At 65.6% G+C, this 21,679-nt stretch carries 16 protein-coding genes; 6 read left to right on the forward strand and 10 right to left on the reverse strand.

The genetic code is table 11. The annotated features are described in order from the left end of the window. Nucleotides 1-33: 33 nt before the first annotated feature. The 3 genes from mfd to HU735_RS11885 are packed head-to-tail and all read left to right on the forward strand — an operon-like array spanning nucleotide 34 to nucleotide 7,372. Nucleotides 34-3,483 carry a transcription-repair coupling factor gene (gene mfd, locus HU735_RS11875; RefSeq protein WP_186713686.1) on the forward strand — a complete coding sequence of 1,150 codons (3,450 nt, stop codon included), beginning with the start codon at nucleotides 34-36 and terminating at the stop codon, nucleotides 3,481-3,483. Nucleotides 3,484-3,492: 9 nt separating this feature from the next. Then, entirely contained in the window at nucleotides 3,493-4,053 is a 561-nt protein-coding gene (locus tag HU735_RS11880; RefSeq protein WP_186713687.1) for a CsiV family protein, read from the forward strand. A gap of 4 nt (nucleotides 4,054-4,057) precedes the next feature. Then, a complete protein-coding gene (locus HU735_RS11885) occupies nucleotides 4,058-7,372 on the forward strand; it encodes an SNF2-related protein (protein WP_186713688.1) in 3,315 nt (1,104 codons plus the stop codon). 67 nt (nucleotides 7,373-7,439) lie between these two features. On the opposite strand, the gene nagZ is transcribed toward HU735_RS11885, so the two are convergent. Both nagZ and HU735_RS11895 read right to left on the reverse strand, forming a co-directional pair. Continuing rightward, the gene (gene nagZ, locus HU735_RS11890; protein ID WP_186713722.1) at nucleotides 7,440-8,438 is read right to left on the reverse strand and encodes a beta-N-acetylhexosaminidase; all 999 of its coding nucleotides are present in this window, start codon (nucleotides 8,436-8,438) and stop codon (nucleotides 7,440-7,442) included. Nucleotides 8,439-8,629: 191 nt separating this feature from the next. Continuing rightward, a complete protein-coding gene (locus tag HU735_RS11895; RefSeq protein WP_028692735.1) occupies nucleotides 8,630-9,334 on the reverse strand; it encodes a TetR/AcrR family transcriptional regulator in 705 nt (234 codons plus the stop codon). A gap of 219 nt (nucleotides 9,335-9,553) precedes the next feature. On the opposite strand from HU735_RS11895, the gene lexA reads away from it, so the two are divergent. Continuing rightward, the gene (lexA, locus tag HU735_RS11900; RefSeq protein WP_050704834.1) at nucleotides 9,554-10,162 is read left to right on the forward strand and encodes a transcriptional repressor LexA; all 609 of its coding nucleotides are present in this window, start codon (nucleotides 9,554-9,556) and stop codon (nucleotides 10,160-10,162) included. A gap of 13 nt (nucleotides 10,163-10,175) precedes the next feature. Further along, nucleotides 10,176-10,652, forward strand: a complete 477-nt coding sequence (sulA, locus tag HU735_RS11905) for an SOS-induced cell division inhibitor SulA (RefSeq protein WP_050704833.1) — start codon at nucleotides 10,176-10,178, stop codon at nucleotides 10,650-10,652. A 51-nt stretch (nucleotides 10,653-10,703) separates the two neighbouring features. Here the strand turns inward: sulA and HU735_RS11910 are convergent, their stop codons facing one another. The 7 genes from HU735_RS11910 to HU735_RS11940 all read right to left on the reverse strand — a co-directional run bounded on the left by HU735_RS11910 (nucleotide 10,704) and on the right by HU735_RS11940 (nucleotide 18,975). Continuing rightward, nucleotides 10,704-10,937: a hypothetical protein gene (locus tag HU735_RS11910; protein ID WP_023630868.1), complete on the reverse strand. Its 234-nt coding sequence runs from the start codon at nucleotides 10,935-10,937 to the stop codon at nucleotides 10,704-10,706. Between the two features lie 51 nt (nucleotides 10,938-10,988). Further along, entirely contained in the window at nucleotides 10,989-11,510 is a 522-nt protein-coding gene (locus tag HU735_RS11915) for a DUF6586 family protein (protein ID WP_186713689.1), read from the reverse strand. A gap of 158 nt (nucleotides 11,511-11,668) precedes the next feature. Next, entirely contained in the window at nucleotides 11,669-14,278 is a 2,610-nt protein-coding gene (topA, locus tag HU735_RS11920; protein ID WP_186713690.1) for a type I DNA topoisomerase, read from the reverse strand. A gap of 100 nt (nucleotides 14,279-14,378) precedes the next feature. After that, complete coding sequence (locus HU735_RS11925; RefSeq protein WP_186713691.1) at nucleotides 14,379-14,630, reverse strand: DUF1653 domain-containing protein; 252 nt, start codon at nucleotides 14,628-14,630, stop codon at nucleotides 14,379-14,381. Between the two features lie 78 nt (nucleotides 14,631-14,708). Further along, a complete protein-coding gene (gene fadA, locus HU735_RS11930; RefSeq protein WP_050704829.1) occupies nucleotides 14,709-15,884 on the reverse strand; it encodes an acetyl-CoA C-acyltransferase FadA in 1,176 nt (391 codons plus the stop codon). A gap of 31 nt (nucleotides 15,885-15,915) precedes the next feature. Further along, nucleotides 15,916-18,063, reverse strand: a complete 2,148-nt coding sequence (fadB, locus tag HU735_RS11935) for a fatty acid oxidation complex subunit alpha FadB (RefSeq protein ID WP_186713692.1) — start codon at nucleotides 18,061-18,063, stop codon at nucleotides 15,916-15,918. Between the two features lie 474 nt (nucleotides 18,064-18,537). After that, the gene (locus HU735_RS11940; RefSeq protein WP_186713693.1) at nucleotides 18,538-18,975 is read right to left on the reverse strand and encodes a hypothetical protein; all 438 of its coding nucleotides are present in this window, start codon (nucleotides 18,973-18,975) and stop codon (nucleotides 18,538-18,540) included. Between the two features lie 110 nt (nucleotides 18,976-19,085). Between HU735_RS11940 and HU735_RS11945 the strand changes: the two genes are divergently transcribed. Continuing rightward, the gene (locus HU735_RS11945; RefSeq protein ID WP_050704826.1) at nucleotides 19,086-19,526 is read left to right on the forward strand and encodes a universal stress protein; all 441 of its coding nucleotides are present in this window, start codon (nucleotides 19,086-19,088) and stop codon (nucleotides 19,524-19,526) included. Nucleotides 19,527-19,643: 117 nt separating this feature from the next. Here the strand turns inward: HU735_RS11945 and HU735_RS11950 are convergent, their stop codons facing one another. Further along, a complete protein-coding gene (locus HU735_RS11950) occupies nucleotides 19,644-21,575 on the reverse strand; it encodes an ATP-binding cassette domain-containing protein (RefSeq protein ID WP_050704847.1) in 1,932 nt (643 codons plus the stop codon). Nucleotides 21,576-21,679 lie beyond the last annotated feature (104 nt).

Here is a 21,679-nt window from a genome sequence, read left to right on the forward strand (position 1 = left end):
CTCTTTGCCGCAACGCTTGGAGTCCGATCTCCCGTGTCAGTTCTGCGCCTACCGCAAATGTCGGCCACGGCCGGCAAACAAACCTGGGGCAACCTGCCCGGCGCCGCCTTGAGCCTGGCCATCGCCGAGGCGGCCAGTACCGCCGGTCGCTTCACCTTGCTGCTGACCGCCGACAGCCAGGCGGCCGATCGCCTCGAGCAGGAGCTGCGCTTCTTCGCGCCGGCGCTGCCGGTGCTGCCGTTCCCCGATTGGGAAACCCTGCCCTACGACCTGTTCTCGCCGCACCAGGACATCATCTCCCAGCGCATCGCCAGCCTCTACCGGCTGCCGGAGCTGGACCACGGCATCCTCGTCGTGCCGATCACCACCGCCCTGCACCGCCTGGCCCCCACGCGCTTCCTGCTGGGCAGCAGCCTGGTGCTGGACGTCGGCCAGAAGATCGACGTCGAGCAGATGCGCACGCGCCTCGAGGCCAGCGGCTACCGCTGCGTCGACACGGTCTACGAGCATGGCGAGTTCGCCGTGCGCGGCGCGCTGATCGACCTGTTCCCCATGGGCAGCAAGCAGCCGTACCGCATCGACCTGTTCGACGACGAGATCGAGACCCTGCGCACCTTCGACCCGGAGTCGCAGCGCTCGATCGACAAGGTCGACTCGATCCGCCTGCTGCCGGCGCGCGAGTTCCCCATGCAGAAGGACGAGGTGACGCGCTTCAAGGCGCGCTTCCGCGAACGCTTCGACGTGGATTTTCGCCGCAGCGCGATCTTCCAGGACCTGACCAGCGGCATCATCCCCGCCGGCATCGAGTACTACCTGCCGCTGTTCTTCGAAGAGACCGCCACCCTGTTCGACTACCTGCCGACGGACACTCAGGTGTTCTCCCTGCCGGGCGTGGAGCAGGCCGCCGAGCACTTCTGGAACGACGTGCGCGGGCGCTATGAAGAGCGCCGCGGCGACCTCAGCCGGCCGCTGCTGCCGCCGGCCGAGCTATTCATGCCGGTGGAGGACTGCTTCGCCCGCCTCAAGCAATGGCCGCGGGTGGTGATCGGCGCCGACGACGTCGAGCCCGGCGTCGGCCGCGAGCGCTTCCCGGCCCGCGCCCTGCCCAACCTGGCCATCGAGGCCAAGGCCAACCAGCCGCTGGCGGAGCTGTCGAGCTTCCTCGACCAGTTCCCCGGTCGCGTGCTGTTCACGGCGGAATCGGCGGGCCGGCGCGAAGTGCTGCTGGAACTGCTCGAACGCCTGAAGCTGCGCCCGCACACCGTCGACGGCTGGGCCGACTTCGTCAGCGGCGGCGAACGCCTGGCGATCACCATCGCGCCGCTGGACGACGGCCTGCTGCTGGACGACCCCAGCCTGGCCCTGGTCGCCGAAAGCCCGCTGTTCGGCCAGCGCGTGATGCAGCGCCGACGCCGCGAGAAGCGCGGCGAGGCGGCCAACGACGCGGTGATCAAGAACCTCACCGAGCTGCGCGAAGGCGCGCCGGTGGTGCACATCGACCACGGCGTGGGCCGCTACCTGGGCCTGGCGACCCTGGAAATCGACGGCCAGGCCGCCGAGTTCCTCACCCTCGAATACGCCGAGGGCGCCAAGCTCTACGTGCCGGTGGCCAACCTGCACCTGATCGCCCGCTACACCGGCAGCGACGACGCCCTGGCGCCGCTGCACCGACTGGGCTCCGAAGCCTGGCAGAAAGCCAAGCGCAAGGCCGCCGAACAGGTGCGCGACGTCGCCGCCGAGCTGCTCGACATCTATGCCCGCCGCGCCGCGCGCAAAGGCTACGCCTTCGCCGACCCGGCCGCCGACTATGCCACCTTCAGCGCCGGCTTCCCGTTCGAGGAAACCCCCGACCAGCAGGCCGCCATCGAGGCGGTACGCGCCGACATGCTCGCCGGCCAGCCGATGGATCGCCTGGTCTGTGGCGATGTCGGCTTCGGCAAGACCGAGGTGGCCATGCGCGCCGCCTTCATCGCCGTGCACGGCGGGCGCCAGGTCGCATTGCTGGTACCCACCACCCTGCTCGCCCAGCAGCACTACAACAGCTTCCGCGACCGCTTCGCCGACTGGCCGGTGAAGGTCGAGGTGATGAGCCGCTTCAAGTCGGCCAAGGAAGTCGCCAGCGCCGCGGCGGAACTGGCCGAAGGCAAGATCGACATCCTCATCGGCACCCACAAGCTGCTGCAGGACGACGTGCGCTTCAAGGACCTGGGCCTGGCCATCATCGACGAGGAACACCGCTTCGGCGTGCGTCAGAAGGAACAGCTCAAGGCGCTGCGCAGCGAGGTGGACATCCTCACCCTGACCGCCACGCCGATTCCGCGCACGCTGAACATGGCGGTGTCGGGCATGCGCGACCTGTCGATCATCGCCACCCCGCCGGCCAGGCGCCTGTCGGTGCGCACCTTCGTCATGGAACAGAACAAGAGCACGGTCAAGGAGGCGCTGCTGCGCGAACTGCTGCGCGGCGGCCAGGTGTACTACCTGCACAACGACGTCAAGACCATCGAGAAGTGCGCCGCCGAACTGGCCGAACTGGTGCCCGAGGCGCGCATCGGCATCGGCCACGGGCAGATGCGCGAGCGCGAACTCGAACAGGTGATGAGCGACTTCTACCACAAGCGCTTCAACGTGCTGATCGCCTCGACCATCATCGAGACCGGCATCGACGTGCCCAGCGCCAACACCATCGTCATCGAGCGCGCCGACAAGTTCGGCCTGGCCCAGCTGCACCAGCTGCGCGGCCGGGTCGGGCGCAGTCACCACCAGGCCTACGCCTACCTGCTGACGCCGCCGCGCCAGCAGATCAGCGCCGATGCCGAGAAACGCCTGGAGGCCATCGCCAACACCCAGGATCTGGGCGCGGGCTTCGTCCTGGCCACCAACGACCTGGAAATCCGCGGCGCCGGCGAGCTGCTCGGCGAAGGCCAGAGCGGGCAGATCCAGGCGGTCGGTTTCACCCTGTACATGGAAATGCTCGAGCGCGCGGTCAAGGCCATCCGCAAGGGCGCCCAGCCGAACCTCGAGCAGCCGCTCGGCGGCGGCCCGGAGATCAACCTGCGCCTGCCGGCGCTGATCCCCGAGGACTACCTGCCCGACGTGCATGCGCGCCTGATCCTCTACAAGCGCATCGCCTCGGCGGCCGACGAAGAGGGCCTCAAGGACCTGCAGGTGGAAATGATCGACCGCTTCGGCCTGCTGCCCGAGCCGACCAAGAACCTGATGCGCCTGACCCTGCTCAAGCTGCAGGCGGAAAAGCTCGGCATCAAGAAAGTCGACGCCGGCCCCAACGGCGGCAAGCTGGAGTTCGAGGCCGAGACCCCGGTCGACCCGCTGACCCTGATCAAGCTGATCCAGGGCCAGCCCAAACGCTACAAGTTCGAAGGCGCGACCCAGTTCCGCTTCCTGGTACCGATGGAACGCCCCGAAGAACGTTTCAACACCCTGGAAGCGCTGTTCGAGCGCCTCACCCCACAAAATCCATAAGGAAGCTTCATGCGTGCCATCCGTTGCCTGACCCTGCTGCTGGCCCTGCTCGCGCCAGCTGCCTTCGCCGCAGGCCCCTACCAGGTGGAAATGATCCTGGTGCGGCAGAACGCCGTGCCGGCGATCACCAGCCCGTTCGCCCCGGAAGACTGGAGCGCCGGCGCACCGCGCCTGGAAAAGGGCGCCGAGCGCCCGACCGGCCTGGGCGACGAAGTCACCCGCCTGCAGGCCACCGCCGACTACACCGTGCTGCTGCACAAGGCCTGGCAGCAGGACGGTGATACCGTCGCCGTGAGCGCCGGTGACGAGCAGTTTGGGCACTTCCCCATCGAAGGCAACCTGAGCATCAGGGAAGATCGCTTCATCGCCGTCGATGCCAACTTCTGGGTCAACCAGCTCGACGGCAACGGCAGCGTGATGCAGAGCGAACAGCTCAAGCAGAGCAACAGCAACATGAAGGCCGGCCAGCTGACCTTCTTCGATGGCGGGCACCTGGCGCTGCTGCTCAGGGTTTCGCCGGCCGGCATGCGCAAGATCCCGCTGCCGGATCCGGAAATGATGGAGCAGTGAAACCGTGAACGCCGATGTGCAGAAGCTGGCGGCCGAGAACCCGAGCTGGAAGCGCGATTTTTCCGCGGCCACCCTGCAACGTGGCGAACGCTACGCCGAACAGGGCCTGGTGCAGATCCAGTCCCACGGCGACTCGCGCATCGCGTCCACCTGCCACGGCAGCGGCGGCAATGTCTACCGCCAGCGGATCATCATCACTGCCGGCCCCTCCGGGCAGTGCCATGTGCGCGGCGACTGCACCTGTCCGGTCGGCACCAACTGCAAGCACTGCGCCGCAGCGCTCTATACCCTGGCCAACAGCTACGGACACGTCGCGGCCAACGGCGACCAGCTGCCCCATCACCTGCAGCACTGGCTGCAGGGGCTGGAGCCGCCCACATCCCGACAGGGCGACGCCGAAGACAAACGCGGCCGCATGGTCTGCTACCAGCTGGCGCTCAACGACGACCACAGCAGTTGCGCATTGCGCGTGCGCAAGGGCACCCGGGAAGAGCACGGCATTCGCTACAGCCGCATCCAGTCGCTGTACGAACTGCTCTACGAGCCGCCGAAGTTCGTCAAGGAAGATGACCTGCGCATCCTTCGTCAGCTCTCGGCGCAGACCGCGCCCTACGGCCACGAGCGCGGCTATGCGCTCAAGGGGCTCGAGGGCGGCGAGTTGCTGCAGCGGGCGCTGGACACCGGACGTCTGATGTTCATCGAAGACCTGCCCCTGCTGACCCAGGGCGCGCCTCGCCAGGCGGACTTCCGCTGGGTGCGCCTGGACAGCGGCGACTATAGGGGCATGTGGTACAACGGCGAGCAACCACTCAATTGCGTGCTGCCGCTGGTGCCGCTGTACTACTTCGACATCGTCACCCATGAGGTCGGCAGCGTTTCCCACGACCTGGATCCGCACACCGCCCTGCAGCTGTCCCTTGCTCCCGATGTACCGGAACACCTCATCGTGCCCCTCAGCCACAAGCTCAACGCCCTCAATCATCACCTGCCGACGCCCACCACCGTGCAGCAGGAGCAGCTCGACGACATCCAGCCGACCCCGCACCTGACCCTCGGCAGCCTCGAATTCAGCGCCTACACGCCCAAGACCGGACGCATGCAACGGCAGATGCAGCACCGCGCCGCGCTGGCGTTCGACTACGACGGCCTGCGCGCCAGTGGCGGCGACGACAAGCCGCTGAGCCGCCTGGTGGGCAGCACCAGCCAGCGCATCCGCCGCCAGCCCCAGGCCGAGCAGACCCTGCGCAAGGCATTGCGCGAGTATGGCTTCAAGCCCGCCACCCGCCAGAGCAAGGCCCTGCCCGACAGCGCCGGCGAGATGCTCCAGCTGCCTGACGACGAAGCCTGGCTGCGTTTCGCCCGCGAAGGTCTGCCACGCCTGCGTGAAGCGGGCTGGGCCATCGATGTGCACCGCGACTTCGCCTTCAACCTGCACGAGGTCGACGACTGGTACGCCACCATCGATGAAGCACCGGGCCACGAGTGGTTCGACCTGGAACTGGGCATCGTCGTCGAGGGCCAGCGCCACAGCCTGCTGCCGATCGTCCTGCAGCTGCTGCGCGCCAGCCCCGAGCTGCTGCGCCCCAGCGAACTGGCGCGGCGCAGTGACGATGAACACCTGCTGATCGACCTCAACCGCGCCCGCCACGACAGCCCGGCGCTGCGTGTCGCCCTGCCCTACGGGCGGATCAAGGCGGTGATGGGCACCTTGGGCGAGTTGTACCTGCACGACGACGCCAGCGGCCCGAGCCTGCGCCTGGAACGCGCCGACGCCGCGCGCCTGAACGACATCGACCATCTGCCGCTGCAATGGCAAGGCGGCAGCCATGTCCGCGATCTGGGCCGGCGCCTGCGCGACGCCCGCGACCTGCAGGTGGTGCCGCCCAAGGGCCTGAACGCCACCCTGCGCCCCTACCAGCAGCAAGGCCTGAATTGGCTGCAGGCCCTGCGCGAAATGGGCACCGGCGGCATCCTCGGCGACGACATGGGCCTGGGCAAGACCCTGCAGACCCTGGCCCACCTGCTGCTGGAAAAGGAAGCCGGGCGCCTGGCCCACCCGGCACTGGCGGTGATGCCCACCAGCCTGGTACCGAACTGGCTAGACGAAGCCCGGCGCTTCGCCCCCGACCTGCGCGTCCTGGCCCTGCACGGCCCCGGCCGCAACAAGCACTTCGCCAACCTGGCCGACTACGACCTGGTGCTGACCACCTACGCCCTCGTCCCCCGCGACCTCGAGCACCTCAAGGCCCAGCCCTGGCACCTGCTGGTGCTGGACGAGGCGCAGAACATCAAGAGCAGCACCAGCAAGGCCGCCCAGGCCGTGCGCGAGCTGCAGGCCAGCCAGCGGCTGTGCCTTACCGGCACGCCGATGGAGAACAACCTCGGCGAGCTGTGGTCGATCTTCCACTTCCTGATGCCCGGCTGGCTGGGTGACAGCAAGCGCTTCACCCAGGACTACCGCACCCCGATCGAGCGCCACGGCGACGCCGAGCGCATGACCCACCTGGCCAGCCGCATCCGCCCGTTCCTGCTACGCCGCACCAAGGAGCAGGTGGCCACCGAACTGCCGGCCAAGACCGAGATGATCCACTGGGTCGAGCTCAGCGACGCCCAGCGCGACACCTACGAGGCGGTGCGGGTGGCGATGGACAAGAAGGTCCGCGACGAGATCGCCCGCAACGGCGCCGCCCGCAGCCAGATCGTCATCCTCGACGCGCTGCTCAAGCTGCGCCAGGTGTGCTGTGACCTGCGCCTGGTCAAGGGCACCGAGACCAAGGGCACGTTCGCCGACAAGGGCAAGCTGGGCAGCCTGCTGGAGATGCTCGAGGAGCTGCTCAGCGAGGGGCGCAAGGTGCTGCTGTTCTCGCAGTTCACCTCGATGCTGGCGCTGATCGAGTTCGAGCTGGAGAAGCGCGGCATCCGCTACAGCCTGCTGACCGGCGACACCCGCGACCGCCGCGCGCCGGTGCAACAGTTCCAGAACGGCGACAGCGAGGTGTTCCTGATCAGCCTCAAGGCCGGCGGCACCGGACTGAACCTGACCGCCGCCGACACCGTGATCCACTACGACCCGTGGTGGAACCCGGCCAGCGAAAACCAGGCCACCGACCGTGCCTACCGTATCGGCCAGGACAAGCCGGTGTTCGTGTTCAAGCTGATCACCCGGGGGACGGTGGAGGAGAAGATCCAGCAGTTGCAACAGGAGAAGGCGGCGCTGGCGGCCGGGCTTCTCGATGGCGGCCAGGCCGGGCAATGGCGACTGGGGGATGACGAGATCGAGGCGCTGTTCGCACCGTTGCCGGGTAAACGAAGCAAATAAAAGCCCGCGCCCACGAGCCCTCAGGACTTCGTGGGAGCGGGCTTGCCCCGCGATGAGGCCGGCGAGGTCAATCGACCAGCTGGGCTTCCTTCAACGCCCCCAACGCCTCCAGCCAACGGGGCTGCTGACGGTAATCGGTACGCGCGAAGCCCTGCCCGCGCATCCGCGCGATCCGCGGCGACGGCTTGACCTTCATCCGCTGCGCCGCGCTCAACGCCAGCTCCGCCGCCGCCCGGTCGTTGCACACCAGGCCCATGTCGCAGCCGGCGCTCAGGGCCGCCTCGATGCGGCTGGCGGCATCGCCCACCACGTGGGCGCCGGCCATGGACAGGTCGTCGCTGAAGATCACCCCGTCGAAGCCCAGCTCGCCCCGCAGGATGTCCTGCAGCCAGCGCCGGGAGAAGCCGGCCGGCTGGTTGTCGACCTGCGGATAGATCACGTGGGCCGGCATCACCGCCGCCAGCTGGCCACCCAGGCGGGTGAACGGCACCAGGTCGGCGGCGCGCAGCTGCTCCAGGCTGCGCTCATCAACCGGGATCGCCACATGGGAGTCGGCTTCGGCCCAGCCGTGGCCGGGGAAATGCTTGCCGCAGGCGGCCATGCCCGCGGCGTTCATGCCGCGGATGAACGCACCGGCCAGCTCGGTGGCACGCTGCGGATTGCCTTCGAAGGCGCGGCTGCCAACCACGGCGCTGCGCTGGTGATCGAGGTCCAGCACCGGAGCGAAGCTCAGGTCCAGGCCCACCGCCAGCACCTCGGTGGCCATCAGCCAGCCGCACTGCTCGGCCAGGTACTCGGCATTGGCGTTGTCGGCGATCGCGCGCATGGCCGGCAGGCGCACGAAGCCCTGGCGCAGGCGCTGGACCCGCCCGCCTTCCTGGTCCACGGCGAGGATCAGCTCGGGGCGAATCGCGCGGATCGACGCGCACAGCTCGCGTACCTGGCGCGGGCTGTCGATGTTGCGGGCAAAGATGATCAGGCCGGCCACTTCGGGCTGGCGCAGCAGATGGCGGTCTTCGGCGGTCAGCCATTTACCGGCGATATCCACCATCAGGGAGCCTTGCAGGCTGGCAGTCATAGGGAATCCTTCATGGGAGGTCCAGAGGCGCTTCGCCGTGGCGCGGGCGCACGCAAACATCGGACAACGAAGTGCCCGATGGTTCAGTGGCGAAGCGGCCGTGCTGGCGGAAAATGCGGCGGGAGACAAGGTCAGACATGCGCGCTAGCTTAGCGCAAGCGCCCTGCCCCGCCCAGTACTCAGGCCTTGGCGGGGGCGGCGGACTTGCTGCGTGGACGCAGCTGCGCCGTGGCCATGGCCTCGTCGGTGACGCCACTGTCGGCGCGCATGCCGGCGGCCAGGAACGGCACCATCAGACGCATGACCTGCTCGATCGAGGTGTTGATGCCGAAATCGGTCTCGGCGATGGCCCGCAGGGCCTTGATCCCCGACATGCTGAACGCCGCGGCGCCGAGCATGAAGTGCACGCGCCAGAACAGCTCCAGCGGCGGGATGCGCGGCGCGGCCTCGTTGACCAGCAGCATGTAGCGGCGGAACACCTTGCCGTACATGTCTTCCAGGTAGCGCCGCAGGTGCCCCTGGCTCTGGCTGAAGGCCAGGCCCAGCAGGCGCATGAAGATCGACAGGTCGTTGTTGCTGCGCGGCTGCACGGCCAGGGCCTGTTCCACCAGCATCTCCAGCAGCTCCTCGAGCGAGGCTTTCTGCTCGGGACGCGCCTGGCGGCGCTCCAGCTCGCGCTCCAGGCTCGCGCAGAACGGCCCCAGGAAGCGCGAGAACACCGCCTGGATCAGGGCCTTCTTCGAACCGAAATGGTAGTTCACCGCCGCCAGGTTGACCCCGGCCTTGCTGGTGATCAGCCGCAATGAGGTTTCCGCGAACCCGCGCTCCGCGAACAGCTGCTCCGCCGCATCGAGGATGCGTTCAACGGTTTCCGATTGGGCCATGACTACTCCGCCTGACAAACAGTTGTTTGAAACATACGTTTCAGGCCTGCCGATGTCAAGGCTGGGTGACCGGTCGGTCGCCATTTAAAAGCGCCAAGAGTCAGGCTGCAAGCGACAAGATGCGTCGGCGTTTCGATCTTTCTTGGTCCGGGTGGGTTGCAGGCCGCGAGCCACTGTATATAATTCCAGTCACTGTATAAAAAGACAGAGCCCTCGCCCATGCTGAAACTGACGCCACGCCAAGCCGAGATTCTGGCCTTCATCAAGCGCTGCCTCGAAGACAACGGCTTCCCGCCGACCCGCGCCGAGATCGCCCAGGAGCTGGGCTTCAAGTCGCCCAACGCCGCCGAGGAACACCTGAAGGCCCTGGCCCGCAAGGGTGCCATCGAGATGACCCCCGGCGCTTCCCGCGGCATCCGCATTCCCGGCCTGGAGCCGAAAAGCGACGACAGCGGCCTGCCCATCATCGGCCGGGTCGCCGCCGGCGCGCCGATCCTCGCCGAGCAACACATCGAGGAATCCTGCAACATCAACCCGGCCTTCTTCCATCCCCGCGCCGACTACCTGTTGCGCGTGCACGGCATGAGCATGAAGGACATCGGCATCTTCGACGGCGACCTGCTGGCCGTGCACACCACCCGCGAAGCCCGCAACGGCCAGGTGGTGGTGGCCCGCATCGGCGACGAAGTGACCGTCAAGCGCTTCAAGCGCGAAGGCAGCAAGGTCTGGCTGATCGCCGAAAACCCCGAATTCGCCCCCATCGAAGTCGACCTGAAGGAACAGGAGCTGGTGATCGAGGGCTTGAGCGTCGGCGTCCTGCGCCGCTGAACCAGGAGGCGTCATGCAGCCGTTCACCCATGCACCCCAGCAAGCCCAGCTGCCGCTGTTCGAGGCCTTTCTCGCCCAGCCGGTGCTGCCCGGCCTCAAACCCGCTCCAGCAGCGCGCAAGAGCAGCCAGCCCGAGCTGTTCAGCGAACTGGCCCTGCGCGGCGCGCCCGGGCATTGCCAGAGCCTGCTGGCGCCGGTCCTGCGCGAACTCAGCGAAGAAGACGACAGCCGCTGGCTGACGCTCATCGCCCCGCCCGGCAGCCTCACCCAGGCCTGGCTGCGCGATGCAGGCCTCAACCGTGAACGTATCCTGCTGCTGCAACCTGGCGGCAACCAGACCGCCCTGCAACTGGCCTGCGAAGCCTTGCGCCTGGGCCACAGCCACACCGTGGTCAGTTGGCTGGGCACCCTCAACGGCAGCGCCCGGCAACAGCTTCAGCGCGCCGCCGCCAGCGGAAACGCACAAAGCCTGAACATCCGCCTCGGCTGATGTTCAGGCTTTGCCTGTCAAACGCTTGAAACCCTGGGCAGGTAACCTGCCTCAGTGAAGGACCCGCGGCCCCTCTTCACGCTCGAAGTCACCCTCGACGAGGCGGCCGGCCATCTGCACACCGACGCTGAGCATGGCCTTGGCCACTTCCACATGCTGTCCTTGCAGGAATGCCTTGGCATCCTCGGAAAAATCCAAGGTCACCAGGGAGCCTTCATCCTCGGCACGGCGCAGCTCGATCCGGCCATCAGGCAACTCGACAATTTCTAGAAAGGACGTTGACATAAAGGGCCTGCTTTTCACGAAAGGCCATCAGTGTACCAGCCATGGCGGCGGTCAGCACTCACTCAGCGCTTCGCGGAATCGTCTCACCAGGCTTTTCAAGTTCTGCCGCCAGGCTTCGAGCTCCTCGCGGGAAAGCTCGGCCGGCTCGGGCTCGTCCAGATTGACGGCCTGGATCAGCGGCTGGGTGACATCGCCCTTCACGGCTTTCTTCGCGACCGGCGGTCGGAACAAATCGGCATAAGCGGCCAGCAGGCGCGCCAGCCAGGTTTCCGGCTGGCGGGCCAGTTCGAGCAGCTCGGCCATTTCCGGTATCGCCACGCTTTGTAGCACCTCGTCGCTGAACAGCAGCTCGGCCCGTGACGCCGAGGCCTGGGGCAGGCGGTAGAAGCCGGCGATCTCGTGGCACAGCCCCAGCAGCGCGCCATACAGGTGGAACAGCGCCGATTCGCGTTCGGCCTGGAGCAGGCCCTGGGCGTTCATGGCCTGGCTGTCGCCGGCCTTGGCCATGGATTCCAGGGCGAGGCCGGCGAAGAACAGTTTCTGGTTGGTGCGGGTGTAGAGTTCCTGGGCCATTTTCCATGACCTCCCATGGGCAACAAGGCGATATCGCAGTTTCGGGGCTGCCAAGCGTTACCGCAAGCACAAACGATCGCGGGGCAAGCCCGCTCCCACGAGGTCCAAGCAGAACCTCGTGGGAGCGGGCTTGCCCCGCGATGAGCCTGAGACTCAGATCAGCGCTTGTCTTCGACCTTCCACGCCTTGCCGTCGTAGAACGCCTTCCAGCCGGTCGGCTTGCCGTCGACCTCGGATTGCACGTACTGCTCCTTGGTCTTGCGGCTGTAGCGAATCACCGTCGGGCGACCGTCCGGGTCCTTCTGCGGCGCTTCGCAGAGGAAGTGGTACTTCGGATCGATCTCGTGCTTGTGCGGGACGATCTCCAGCACCAGCGGCGCGCGGGTTTCGCGGTTCTTCGGGAACTGGCTGGCGGCCAGGAACAGCCCCGAGGCGCCGTCGCGCAGCACGTAGGTGTCGTCGACCTTCTCGCACTTGAGCTCCGGCATGTCCACCTTGTCCATCTTCGGCGGCGCCGCCTCACCGCTCTTGAGCAGCTTGCGGGTGTTCTTGCAGGTGGCGTTGGTGCAGCCGAAGAACTTGCCGAAACGGCCGGTCTTGAGCTGCATCTCGCTGCCGCACTTGTCGCACTCCAGGCTCGGGCCTTCGTAGCCCTTGATGCGGTAGCTGCCTTCCTCGATCTCGTAGCCGGCGCAGTCCGGGTTGTTGCCACAGATGTGCAACTTGCGCTTCTCGTCGAGCAGGTAGGCGTCCATCGCCGTCGAGCAGATCGGGCAGCGGTGCTTGCCGCGCAGCACCAGCGACTCGGATTCACCCTCGTCGTCGGCGGCGATCTCGTCGCCCGGCACCAGGTTGACCGTGGCCTTGCAGCGCTCCTTCGGCGGCAGGCTGTAACCCGAGCAGCCGAGGAACACGCCGGTGGAGGCGGTACGGATCATCATCGGCCGGCCGCATTCCTTGCAGGCGATGTTGGTCAGGGTCGGCTGGTTGGCGCGCATGCCGTGCTCGCTGGACTCGGCGGTCTGCAGCTTCTTGCTGAAGTCGCCATAGAACTCGTCGAGGACGTTCTTCCAGTCACGCTCGCCCTGGGCCACATCGTCGAGGTTCTCTTCCATGCCGGCGGTGAAGCCGTAGTCCATCAGGTTAGCGAAGCTCTCGGACAGGCGCTCGGTGACGATGTCGCCCATCTTCTCGGAGTAGAACCGGCGGTTGTGCAGCGTCACATAACCGCGATCCTGGATGGTCGAGATGATCGCCGCATAGGTCGACGGACGACCGATGCCGCGCTTTTCCATTTCCTTGACCAGGCTGGCTTCGGTGAAGCGCGCCGGCGGCTTGGTGAAGTGCTGGCTGGGGTCGAGCTGGATCAGCTTGAGCGCCTCGCCCTGGGCCATTTCCGGCAGCACGTCGTCCTCGCCCGGCTTGCTCTGCTGCGGCAGGACGCGGGTGTAACCGTCGAACTTGAGGATGCGGCCCTTGGCACGCAGCTCGAACTCGCCGGCCACCACGGTGACGCTGGTGGACAGGTATTGCGCCGGCGGCATCTGGCAGGCCAGGAACTGGCGCCAGATCAGCTCGTACAGGCGCTCGGCGTCACGCTCCATGCCGCTGAGCTTGGTCGGATGGGTGTTCACGTCCGACGGACGAATCGCCTCGTGCGCCTCCTGGGCGCCTTCCTTGCTGCCGTAGACGATCGGCGCGGCGGGCAGGTATTGCTTGCCGAATTCTTTCTCGATGTAGCTGCGCGCCATCTCGACGGCGTCGGTCGACAGGTTGGTCGAGTCGGTACGCATGTAGGTGATGTAGCCGGCCTCGTACAGACGCTGGGCCATCATCATGGTCTTCTTCACCCCGAAGCCCAGGCGGTTACTCGCGGCCTGCTGCAGGGTGGAGGTGATGAATGGCGCCGACGGCTTGCTGCTGGTCGGCCGATCCTCGCGCTTGCTCACGCTGTAGCTGGAAGCCTTGAGCTTTTCCAGCGCGGCCATGGCCTGGGCTTCGTTGAGCGGCTTGAAGGCCTCGCCCTTCTCGCGGGCCACCTCGAAACGCACCTTGGCGTTCTTGGCGGTGCCCAGGTCGGCGTGAACTTCCCAGTACTCTTCCGGGTTGAACGCGCGGATCTCGCGCTCACGCTCGACCACCAGCTTCACCGCCACCGACTGCACACGGCCGGCGGACAGGCCGCGGGCGATCTTGGCCCACAGCAGCGGCGAGACCATGTAGCCGACCACGCGGTCGAGGAAGCGCCGCGCCTGCTGGGCGTTGACCCGGTCGATATCGAGCTCGCCCGGCTGGGAGAAGGCTTCCTGGATCGCCTTTTTGGTGATCTCGTTGAACACCACGCGCTTGTAGCGGCTGTCGTCACCACCGATGGCTTCGCGCAGGTGCCAGGCAATGGCTTCCCCCTCGCGATCCAAGTCGGTTGCGAGATAGATGGTGTCGGCATCCTTGGCCAGGCGGCGCAGCTCCTCGATCACCTTCTCCTTGCCGGGAAGGATCTCGTACTTGGCCTTCCAGCCCGCCTCCGGGTCGACGCCCATGCGCGCGACCAGGGTGCGGCGCGCCTTCTCCTTCGGCGACAAGGCCGGAGCCTCGGCCGCGGCCTTGCCGCGCTTGGCCGCCGGTTCCTTGCTCGCACTGGCGGAACCGCTGGTGGGAAGGTCACGGATGTGGCCGATACTCGACTTCACCACGTACTGGCTGCCCAGGTACTTGTTGATGGTCTTGGCCTTGGCCGGGGATTCCACAATGACCAGCGATTTGCCCATGGATCGGAGTATTCCTGAATCTGAAGATGAAAAACGCGTCAGGTGCCGGACGCGGCACCGCTATATATAGTGGCAAAAGAGTGAGGTCAAGCGTGGTCGATCACTCGTGCGCCTTGCCAAGCCGCTCGCCCAGCCTCTCTTCGGCCTTGACCAAAGCAAAGCGTGGCACCTGCTCGCCGTCAACCTCGACGGACTCCTGGAACATCGAAAGTGGCCTGACCCAGAAGCTGTAGTCACCATACAGGCACTGGTAGAAGACCATCCACTCTTCGCTCTCGGAATGCCGCGCCGCGCTGAACACGCGGTATTCAGGGCCTTTGTAATGCCGGTACACACCAGGTTGTATCTGCATGTCACTCGCCCTCTTGAACAAATCCTGTAAAAAACAAAAACCGGGGCACATGGCCCCGGCTGCTGTCCCGCGACGCGATCAGACGCGTTCGAAGACAGTGGTGATGCCTTGGCCCAGGCCGACACACATGGTGGCGACGCCCAGGGTACCGCCATTCTGCTTCATGACGTTGAGCAGGGTGCCGGAGATCCGCGCACCGGAGCAACCGAACGGGTGGCCCAGGGCGATGGCGCCGCCGTGCAGGTTAACCTTCTCATCCATCTTGTCGAGCACTTTCAGGTCCTTCAGCACCGGCAGGGCCTGTGCGGCGAAGGCTTCGTTGAGCTCGAAGAAGTCGATGTCGGCGATGGTCAGGCCAGCGCGCTTGAGGGCTTTCTGCGTCGCCGGAACCGGGCCGTAGCCCATGATCGCAGGGTCGACACCGGCCACCGCCATCGAACGGATCACCGCCAGTGGCTGGATCCCCAGGTCCATGGCGCGCTGGCCGGACATGACGATCATGCACGAGGCGCCGTCGGTGATCTGCGAGGAGGTACCCGCGGTGACGGTGCCACCTTTGGGGTTGAACGCAGGCTTGAGCGACGCCAGGCCTTCGAGGGTGGTTTCCGGGCGAATGGTCTCGTCGTAGTCGAAGACCTTCAGGAAGCCGTTTTCGTCGTAACCCTGCATCGGGATGATCTCGTCCTTGAACTTGCCCTCGACCGTCGCCTTGTGGGCGAGCTGGTGCGAACGCAGGCCGAACAGATCCTGTTGCTCACGGGTGATGCCGTGCATCTTGCCGAGCATCTCGGCGGTCAGGCCCATCATCCCGGAAGCCTTGGCGGCGTGCAAGGACATGTGCGGGTTGGGGTCGACGCCGTGCATCATGCTGACGTGGCCCATGTGCTCGACACCACCGACCACGAACACGTCACCGTTGCCGGTCATGATCGCCTGGGCGGCGGTGTGCAGCGCGCTCATCGACGATCCGCACAGGCGGCTGACGGTCTGGGCGGCGGAGGTGTGCGGGATCTGGGTCATCAGCGAGGCCATGCGGGCGATGTTCCAGCCCTGCTCCAGGGTCTGGTTGACGCAGCCCCAGATCACGTCCTCGACTTCCTTCGGATCGACCTTGTCGTTGCGCTCCAGCAGCTTGCTGATCAGGTGCGCGGACATGTCCTCGGCACGGGTGTTGCGGTGCATGCCACCCTTGGAACGGCCCATCGGCGTGCGACCGAAGTCGACAATCACCACGTCTCTTGGATTCAGGCTCATATCAATATTCTCGCTCTAGCTCGTTGGGCGCTCAGTTGAAGAAGCGCTGGCCGTTCTTGGCCATTTCGCGCAGCTTCGCAGTGGGGTGGTACAGCGGCCCCAGGTCGGCGTACTTGTCGGCCAGTGCGACGAACTCGGCGACCCCGATCGAATCGATGTAGCGCAGCGCGCCACCGCGGAAGGGAGGGAAACCGATGCCGTAGACCAGGCCCATGTCGGCTTCGGCGGCGGTCTCGACGATGCCGTCTTCCAGGCAGCGCACGGTCTCCAGGCACAGTGGCACCATCATCCAGTTGATGATGTCCTCGTCGCTGACTTCACGCTGTTCGAAGATGACCGGCTTGAGCACGTCGAGCACGCTGGCGTCGGCGACTTTCTTCGGTTTGCCGCGCTTGTCGGTCTCGTAGGCGTAGAAGCCCTTGCCGTTCTTCTGGCCCAGGCGGTTGGCCTCGTAGAGGGCGTCGACGGCGGAGCGACGGTCGTCCTTCATGCGGTCCGGGAAGCCCTCGGCCATCACGTCGCGGCCGTGGTGGCCGGTGTCGATGCCGACCACGTCCATCAGGTAGGCCGGGCCCATCGGCCAGCCGAACTTCTCCATGACCTTGTCGATGCGCACGAAGTCGACGCCGGCGCTGACCAGCTTGGCGAAGCCGCCGAAGTACGGGAACAGCACGCGGTTGACCAGGAAGCCCGGGCAGTCGTTGACCACGATCGGGTTCTTGCCCATCTTCTTGGCGTAGGCAACGGTAGTCGCGACCGCGACTTCGCTGGACTTCTCGCCGCGGATGACTTCGACCAGCGGCATCATGTGCACCGGGTTGAAGAAGTGCATGCCGACGAAGTTTTCCGGACGCTTGAGCGCCTTGGCCAGCAGGTTGATGGAGATGGTCGAGGTGTTGGAGGCCAGGATGGCATCTTCCTTCACCTGGCCTTCCACTTCAGCCAGTACCGCTTGCTTGACCTTCGGGTTCTCGACCACGGCCTCGACGACGATGTCGACGTTGGCGAAATCGCCGTAGGACAGGGTCGGACGAATGGCGTTGAGCGCCTCGGCCATCTTCGCCGGGGTCAGGCGACCCTTCTCGACGCGCTTGCCGAGCAGCTTGGAGGCCTCGTTCAGGCCCAGCTGGATGGCTTCCTCGCGGATGTCCTTCATCAGGATCGGCGTGCCCTTGACCGCCGACTGGTAGGCGATGCCGCCACCCATGATGCCGGCGCCGAGCACGGCGGCCTGCTTCACGTCGTGGGCGATCTCGTCGTGGGCCTTGGCCTTGCGCTTGAGCTCCTGGTCGTTCAGGAACAGGCCGATCAGGCTCTCGGCGACCGAGGTCTTGGCCAGCTTGGCGAAGCCTGCGGCCTCGACTTCCAGGGCCTTGTCACGGCCGAAGTTGGCAGCCTTCTGGATGGTCTTGATGGCCTCGACCGGCGCCGGGTAGTTCGGGCCGGCCTGGCCGGCGACGAAGCCCTTGGCGGTCTCGAACGCCATCATCTGCTCGATGGCGTTGAGCTTGAGTTTTTCCAGCTTGGACTGGCGCTTGGCCTTGTGGTCCAGCTCGCCGCTGATGGCGCGCTTGATCAGGTCCAGGGCACCGGCCTGCAGCAGCTCGGGCGCCACCACGGCGTCGACGGCGCCGACCTTCAGGGCGTCCTCGGCACGATTTTCCTTGCCCGAGGCGATCCACTCGATGGCGTTGTCCGAGCCGATCAGGCGCGGCAGGCGCACGGTGCCGCCGAAGCCTGGGTAGATGCCCAGCTTGACTTCCGGCAGGCCGATCTTGGCGCTGCTGGACATGACCCGGTAATCGGCGGCCAGGCACATCTCCAGGCCGCCACCCAGGGCGATGCCGTTGATGGCGACGACGGTCGGCACCTGCAGGTCTTCGAAGTCATTGAAAATGCGGTTGGCTTCCAGGTTGCCGGCGACCAGTTCGGCCTCGGGCAGCTTGAAGTTGTCGACGAATTCGGTGATGTCGGCGCCGACGATGAACACGTCCTTGCCGCTGCTGACGATCACGCCCTTGATCGAGGCATCGCCCTTGATCACGTCCACGGCCTGACGCAGCTCGTTCAGAGTGAGACGGTTGAACTTGTTGACGGACTCACCCTTGAGGTCGAACTTCAGTTCGACGATGCCGCTTTCAAGAGCCTTAACCGTGATGGCTTTACCTTCGTAAATCATCAACTGATCTCCACGATATGGAAGCTGAACAGTACACGTCGAACGCTGGCGCAAGAGCCGGTCTACCGGTCCCTCGCCCCAGGCACACCCGTCGACGCGCTAATCGGGATTCTGTAAGAGCCGTCTGACATACAAACGCTCAATTCATACGCCCGTTTGACTTGGGTGTGCACACATTCTCCGAAATGGACGGCGTTGTCAAATGCTCGCGAACACCGTGAAAACGCGACTTTCCAGTCATCTTCTACCCGCCGGGTACGAAACATGATGACAGTGATCGCCGACCATTCATGTCAGCGATAGACCATCACCGACCGCGGACGGCGCTTTTTTCTAAACGCATCCGCCAACGATGGCTACACTGGGTCTGCATGAAAGTGTTTCCGGCCTGCCTGGCCTTTTTCTGCGCTGCAGAACGCAAAACGGCGCGCAAGAGCATGGTTGCTCCTGCGCGCCGTTTTGCGTTGGTCAAGTTCAGGCGAGGGTATCGAGGGCCTGGGCAATATCCTGCAAAACAGATTTATCGCCGCGCTCGCTCCAGTACAGGGCGATCATGCGCCGGTCGGCCTCGACCTTGTAGACGGTTTCCGGCAGGCGGGCGAAGACCTCGGCCAGGCGCGGCTCCTCGCAGGGTTCGCGCCACTGGTTCCACCACACGCCCGGGGTGATCTGCCAGTAGCACCAGCAGTCCTCGCGGCCCTTGCGCCGCGCCCGATGGTATTGCGGACAGGGGCTGGGCGGCTCCTTTTCCAGCCAGTGCGGCCACTGCTGCGGCGCCAGCTGCATGGCCAAGCCCATGCGCCGCCCTTCAAGGCGCAGACTCATCTGCTCGCCCTGCTTGCGCGACTGGCGCAGCCAGGCCAGCGGGCTGAGCATCAGCGCAAGGATTGACACCACCAGCCATACCGTCATATCTGTAGACCTTATAAAGCGTTGCAAATGAGCGGGTTATCCAGGTTTCACGAACGCCCGGCCCGAAAGCGACCATACTTCTACTATCGCGATTGTCAGGAGTACTGCACATGTCCTACGAACATCTTCTGGTCGCCGTCGACCTGACCGAAGAATGCGACCCGGTGATCAAGCGGGCCAAGACCATCGCCCTGGCCAGCGGCGCCAAGGTATCCCTGGTGCATATCGTCGAACCCATGGCCATGGCCTTCGGCGGTGACGTGCCGATGGACCTTTCGCAGTTGCAGCAGCAACAGTTCGACCAGGCCAAGGAGCGCATGGAACGCCTGTTCAACAAGTACCCGGACATCCAGCGAGGCGATTCGCACCTGGTTTATGGCCAGCCGCGCCAGGAGATCCATGAACTTGCCAAGAAACAAGCCTGTGACCTGATCGTGGTCGGCAGCCATGGCCGTCATGGCCTGGCGCTGCTGCTGGGCTCCACCGCCAATGACGTGCTGCACGGCGCGCCGTGCGATGTGCTGGCGGTAAGGCTGCAGAAGAAAGAATAAGTCAACCTGCTCCGGCCTCTTCGCGGGTAAACCCGCTCCCACAGGTTGGTCACCGCTCCTGAGGCAGTGGTAACTCTGTGGGAGCGGGTTTACCCGCGAAGAGGCCGGGACAGGAAATCAGCCTTCCAGCTCGGCCCAGCGCTCCACCAGCACGTCCAGCTCGCCCTGCAGCTTCTCCAGCTTGGCCAGCACTGCGGTGGTTTCATCGATCGGACGCTGGTAGAAGTTCGAGGCATTGACCTCTTCCTGTACCTCGGCCATCTGCTGTTCCAGCGCATCGATCTGCCCTGGCAGCGCTTCCAGCTCGCGCTGCAGCTTGTAGCTGAGCTTCTTCTTGCTGGCATCGGCAGCGGGCGCGGCGACGGCCGCAGGCGCTTGCTCTTCCACCGCCTTGGCCACCACCGCGCTGTTGAGCTCGGACTTGCCGCCCTTGCTCTCGGTCACGCCCAGCAGCTTCGGCGAACCACCCTGGCGAATCCAGTCCTCATAGCCGCCCACATACTCGCGCACACGACCCTCACCCTCGAACACCAGGGTGCTGGTCACCACGTTATCGAGGAAGGCCCGGTCGTGGCTGACCATCAGCACCGTGCCCTTGTAGTTGGACAGCACTTCCTCGAGCAGCTCGAGGGTCTCGACATCGAGGTCGTTGGTCGGTTCGTCCAGCACCAGCAGGTTGGCCGGCTTGCTGAACAGCTTGGCCAGCAGCAGCCGCGCACGCTCGCCACCGGACAACGCCTTGACCGGCGTGCGCGCACGCTGCGGGCTGAACAGAAAGTCGCCGAGGTAGCTCAGCACGTGGCGGTTCTGGCCATCGATCTCGATGAAGTCGCGACCTTCGGCCAGGTTGTCGATGACGGTCTTTTCCAGGTCCAGCTGATGGCGCATCTGGTCGAAGTAGGCCACTTCCAGCTTGGTGCCGCGCTCGACCTTGCCAGACGTCGGCTCCAGGTCACCGAGCATCAGCTTGAGCAGGGTGGTCTTGCCGGTACCGTTGGCGCCGAGCAGGCCGATGCGATCTTCGCGCTGCAGGACCATGGAGAAGTCCTTGACCAGTTTCGGGCCATCCTTGTGGGCGAAGCTGACGTCCTCCAGCACCATCACCTGCTTGCCGGACTTGTCCGCCACCTCGATAAGGATGTTGGCCTTGCCCTGGCGTTCGCGGCGCTCGCCGCGCTCCACGCGCAACGCCTTCAACGCACGTACACGGCCTTCGTTGCGGGTACGCCGGGCCTTGATGCCCTGGCGGATCCACACCTCTTCCTGGGCCAGGCGCTTGTCGAACAGCGCGTTGGCGGTGGCCTCGGCGGCCAGCTCGGCCTCCTTGTGCACCAGGAAGCTGGCGTAGTCGCCGTTCCAGTCGATCAGACCGCCACGGTCCAGCTCGAGGATGCGCGTGGCCAGGTTCTGCAGGAAGGAACGGTCGTGGGTGATGAACAGCACCGCGCCGTTGAAGCCGTTAAGGGCTTCTTCCAGCCAGGCGATGGCACCGATGTCCAGGTGGTTGGTCGGCTCGTCAAGCAGCAGCAGGTCGGGCTCGGACACCAGTGCCTGGGCCAGCAACACGCGACGGCGCCAGCCGCCGGAAAGCTCGGCCAGGGTCTTGTCGGCCGGTAGCTGCAGGCGGCTCAGGGTGCTTTCCACCACTTGCTGCAGGCGCCAGCCGTCGCGGGCCTCCAGCTCGTGCTGGACATGCATGAGCTTTTCCAGGTCCTCGTCGCCGTGGATGTTCTGGCTCAGGTGGTGGTACTCGGCCAGCAGCTCGCCCACGCCATCCAGGCCCGCGGCCACCACGTCAAAGACGCTGCGCTCGTCGGCCACCGGCAGTTCCTGCGGCAGTTCGCCGATCTTGAGCCCCGGCGCGCGCCAGATATCGCCGTCGTCGGGCTTCTGCTCGCCCTTGACCAGGCGCAGCATGCTCGACTTGCCCGTGCCGTTGCGGCCGATGATGCACACCCGCTCGCCACGGGCGATCTGCCAGGACACTTTGTCCAACAGCGGCATGGCGCCGAACGCGAGGGACACATCGCTGAATTTGAGCAGGGTCATGATCATCTCCAAAAACCGGGCGCGCATTCTACCTGACTTGACCCTTCACGGCATCAAAAGCCCATCGCCGGCAGCAGGGCGTCGGATAACAACTCGATACAAGC

The sequence above is a fragment of the Pseudomonas sp. BW16M2 genome (genome assembly GCF_014268865.1).
Classification (GTDB): Bacteria; Pseudomonadota; Gammaproteobacteria; order Pseudomonadales; family Pseudomonadaceae; genus Aquipseudomonas; species Aquipseudomonas peradeniyensis.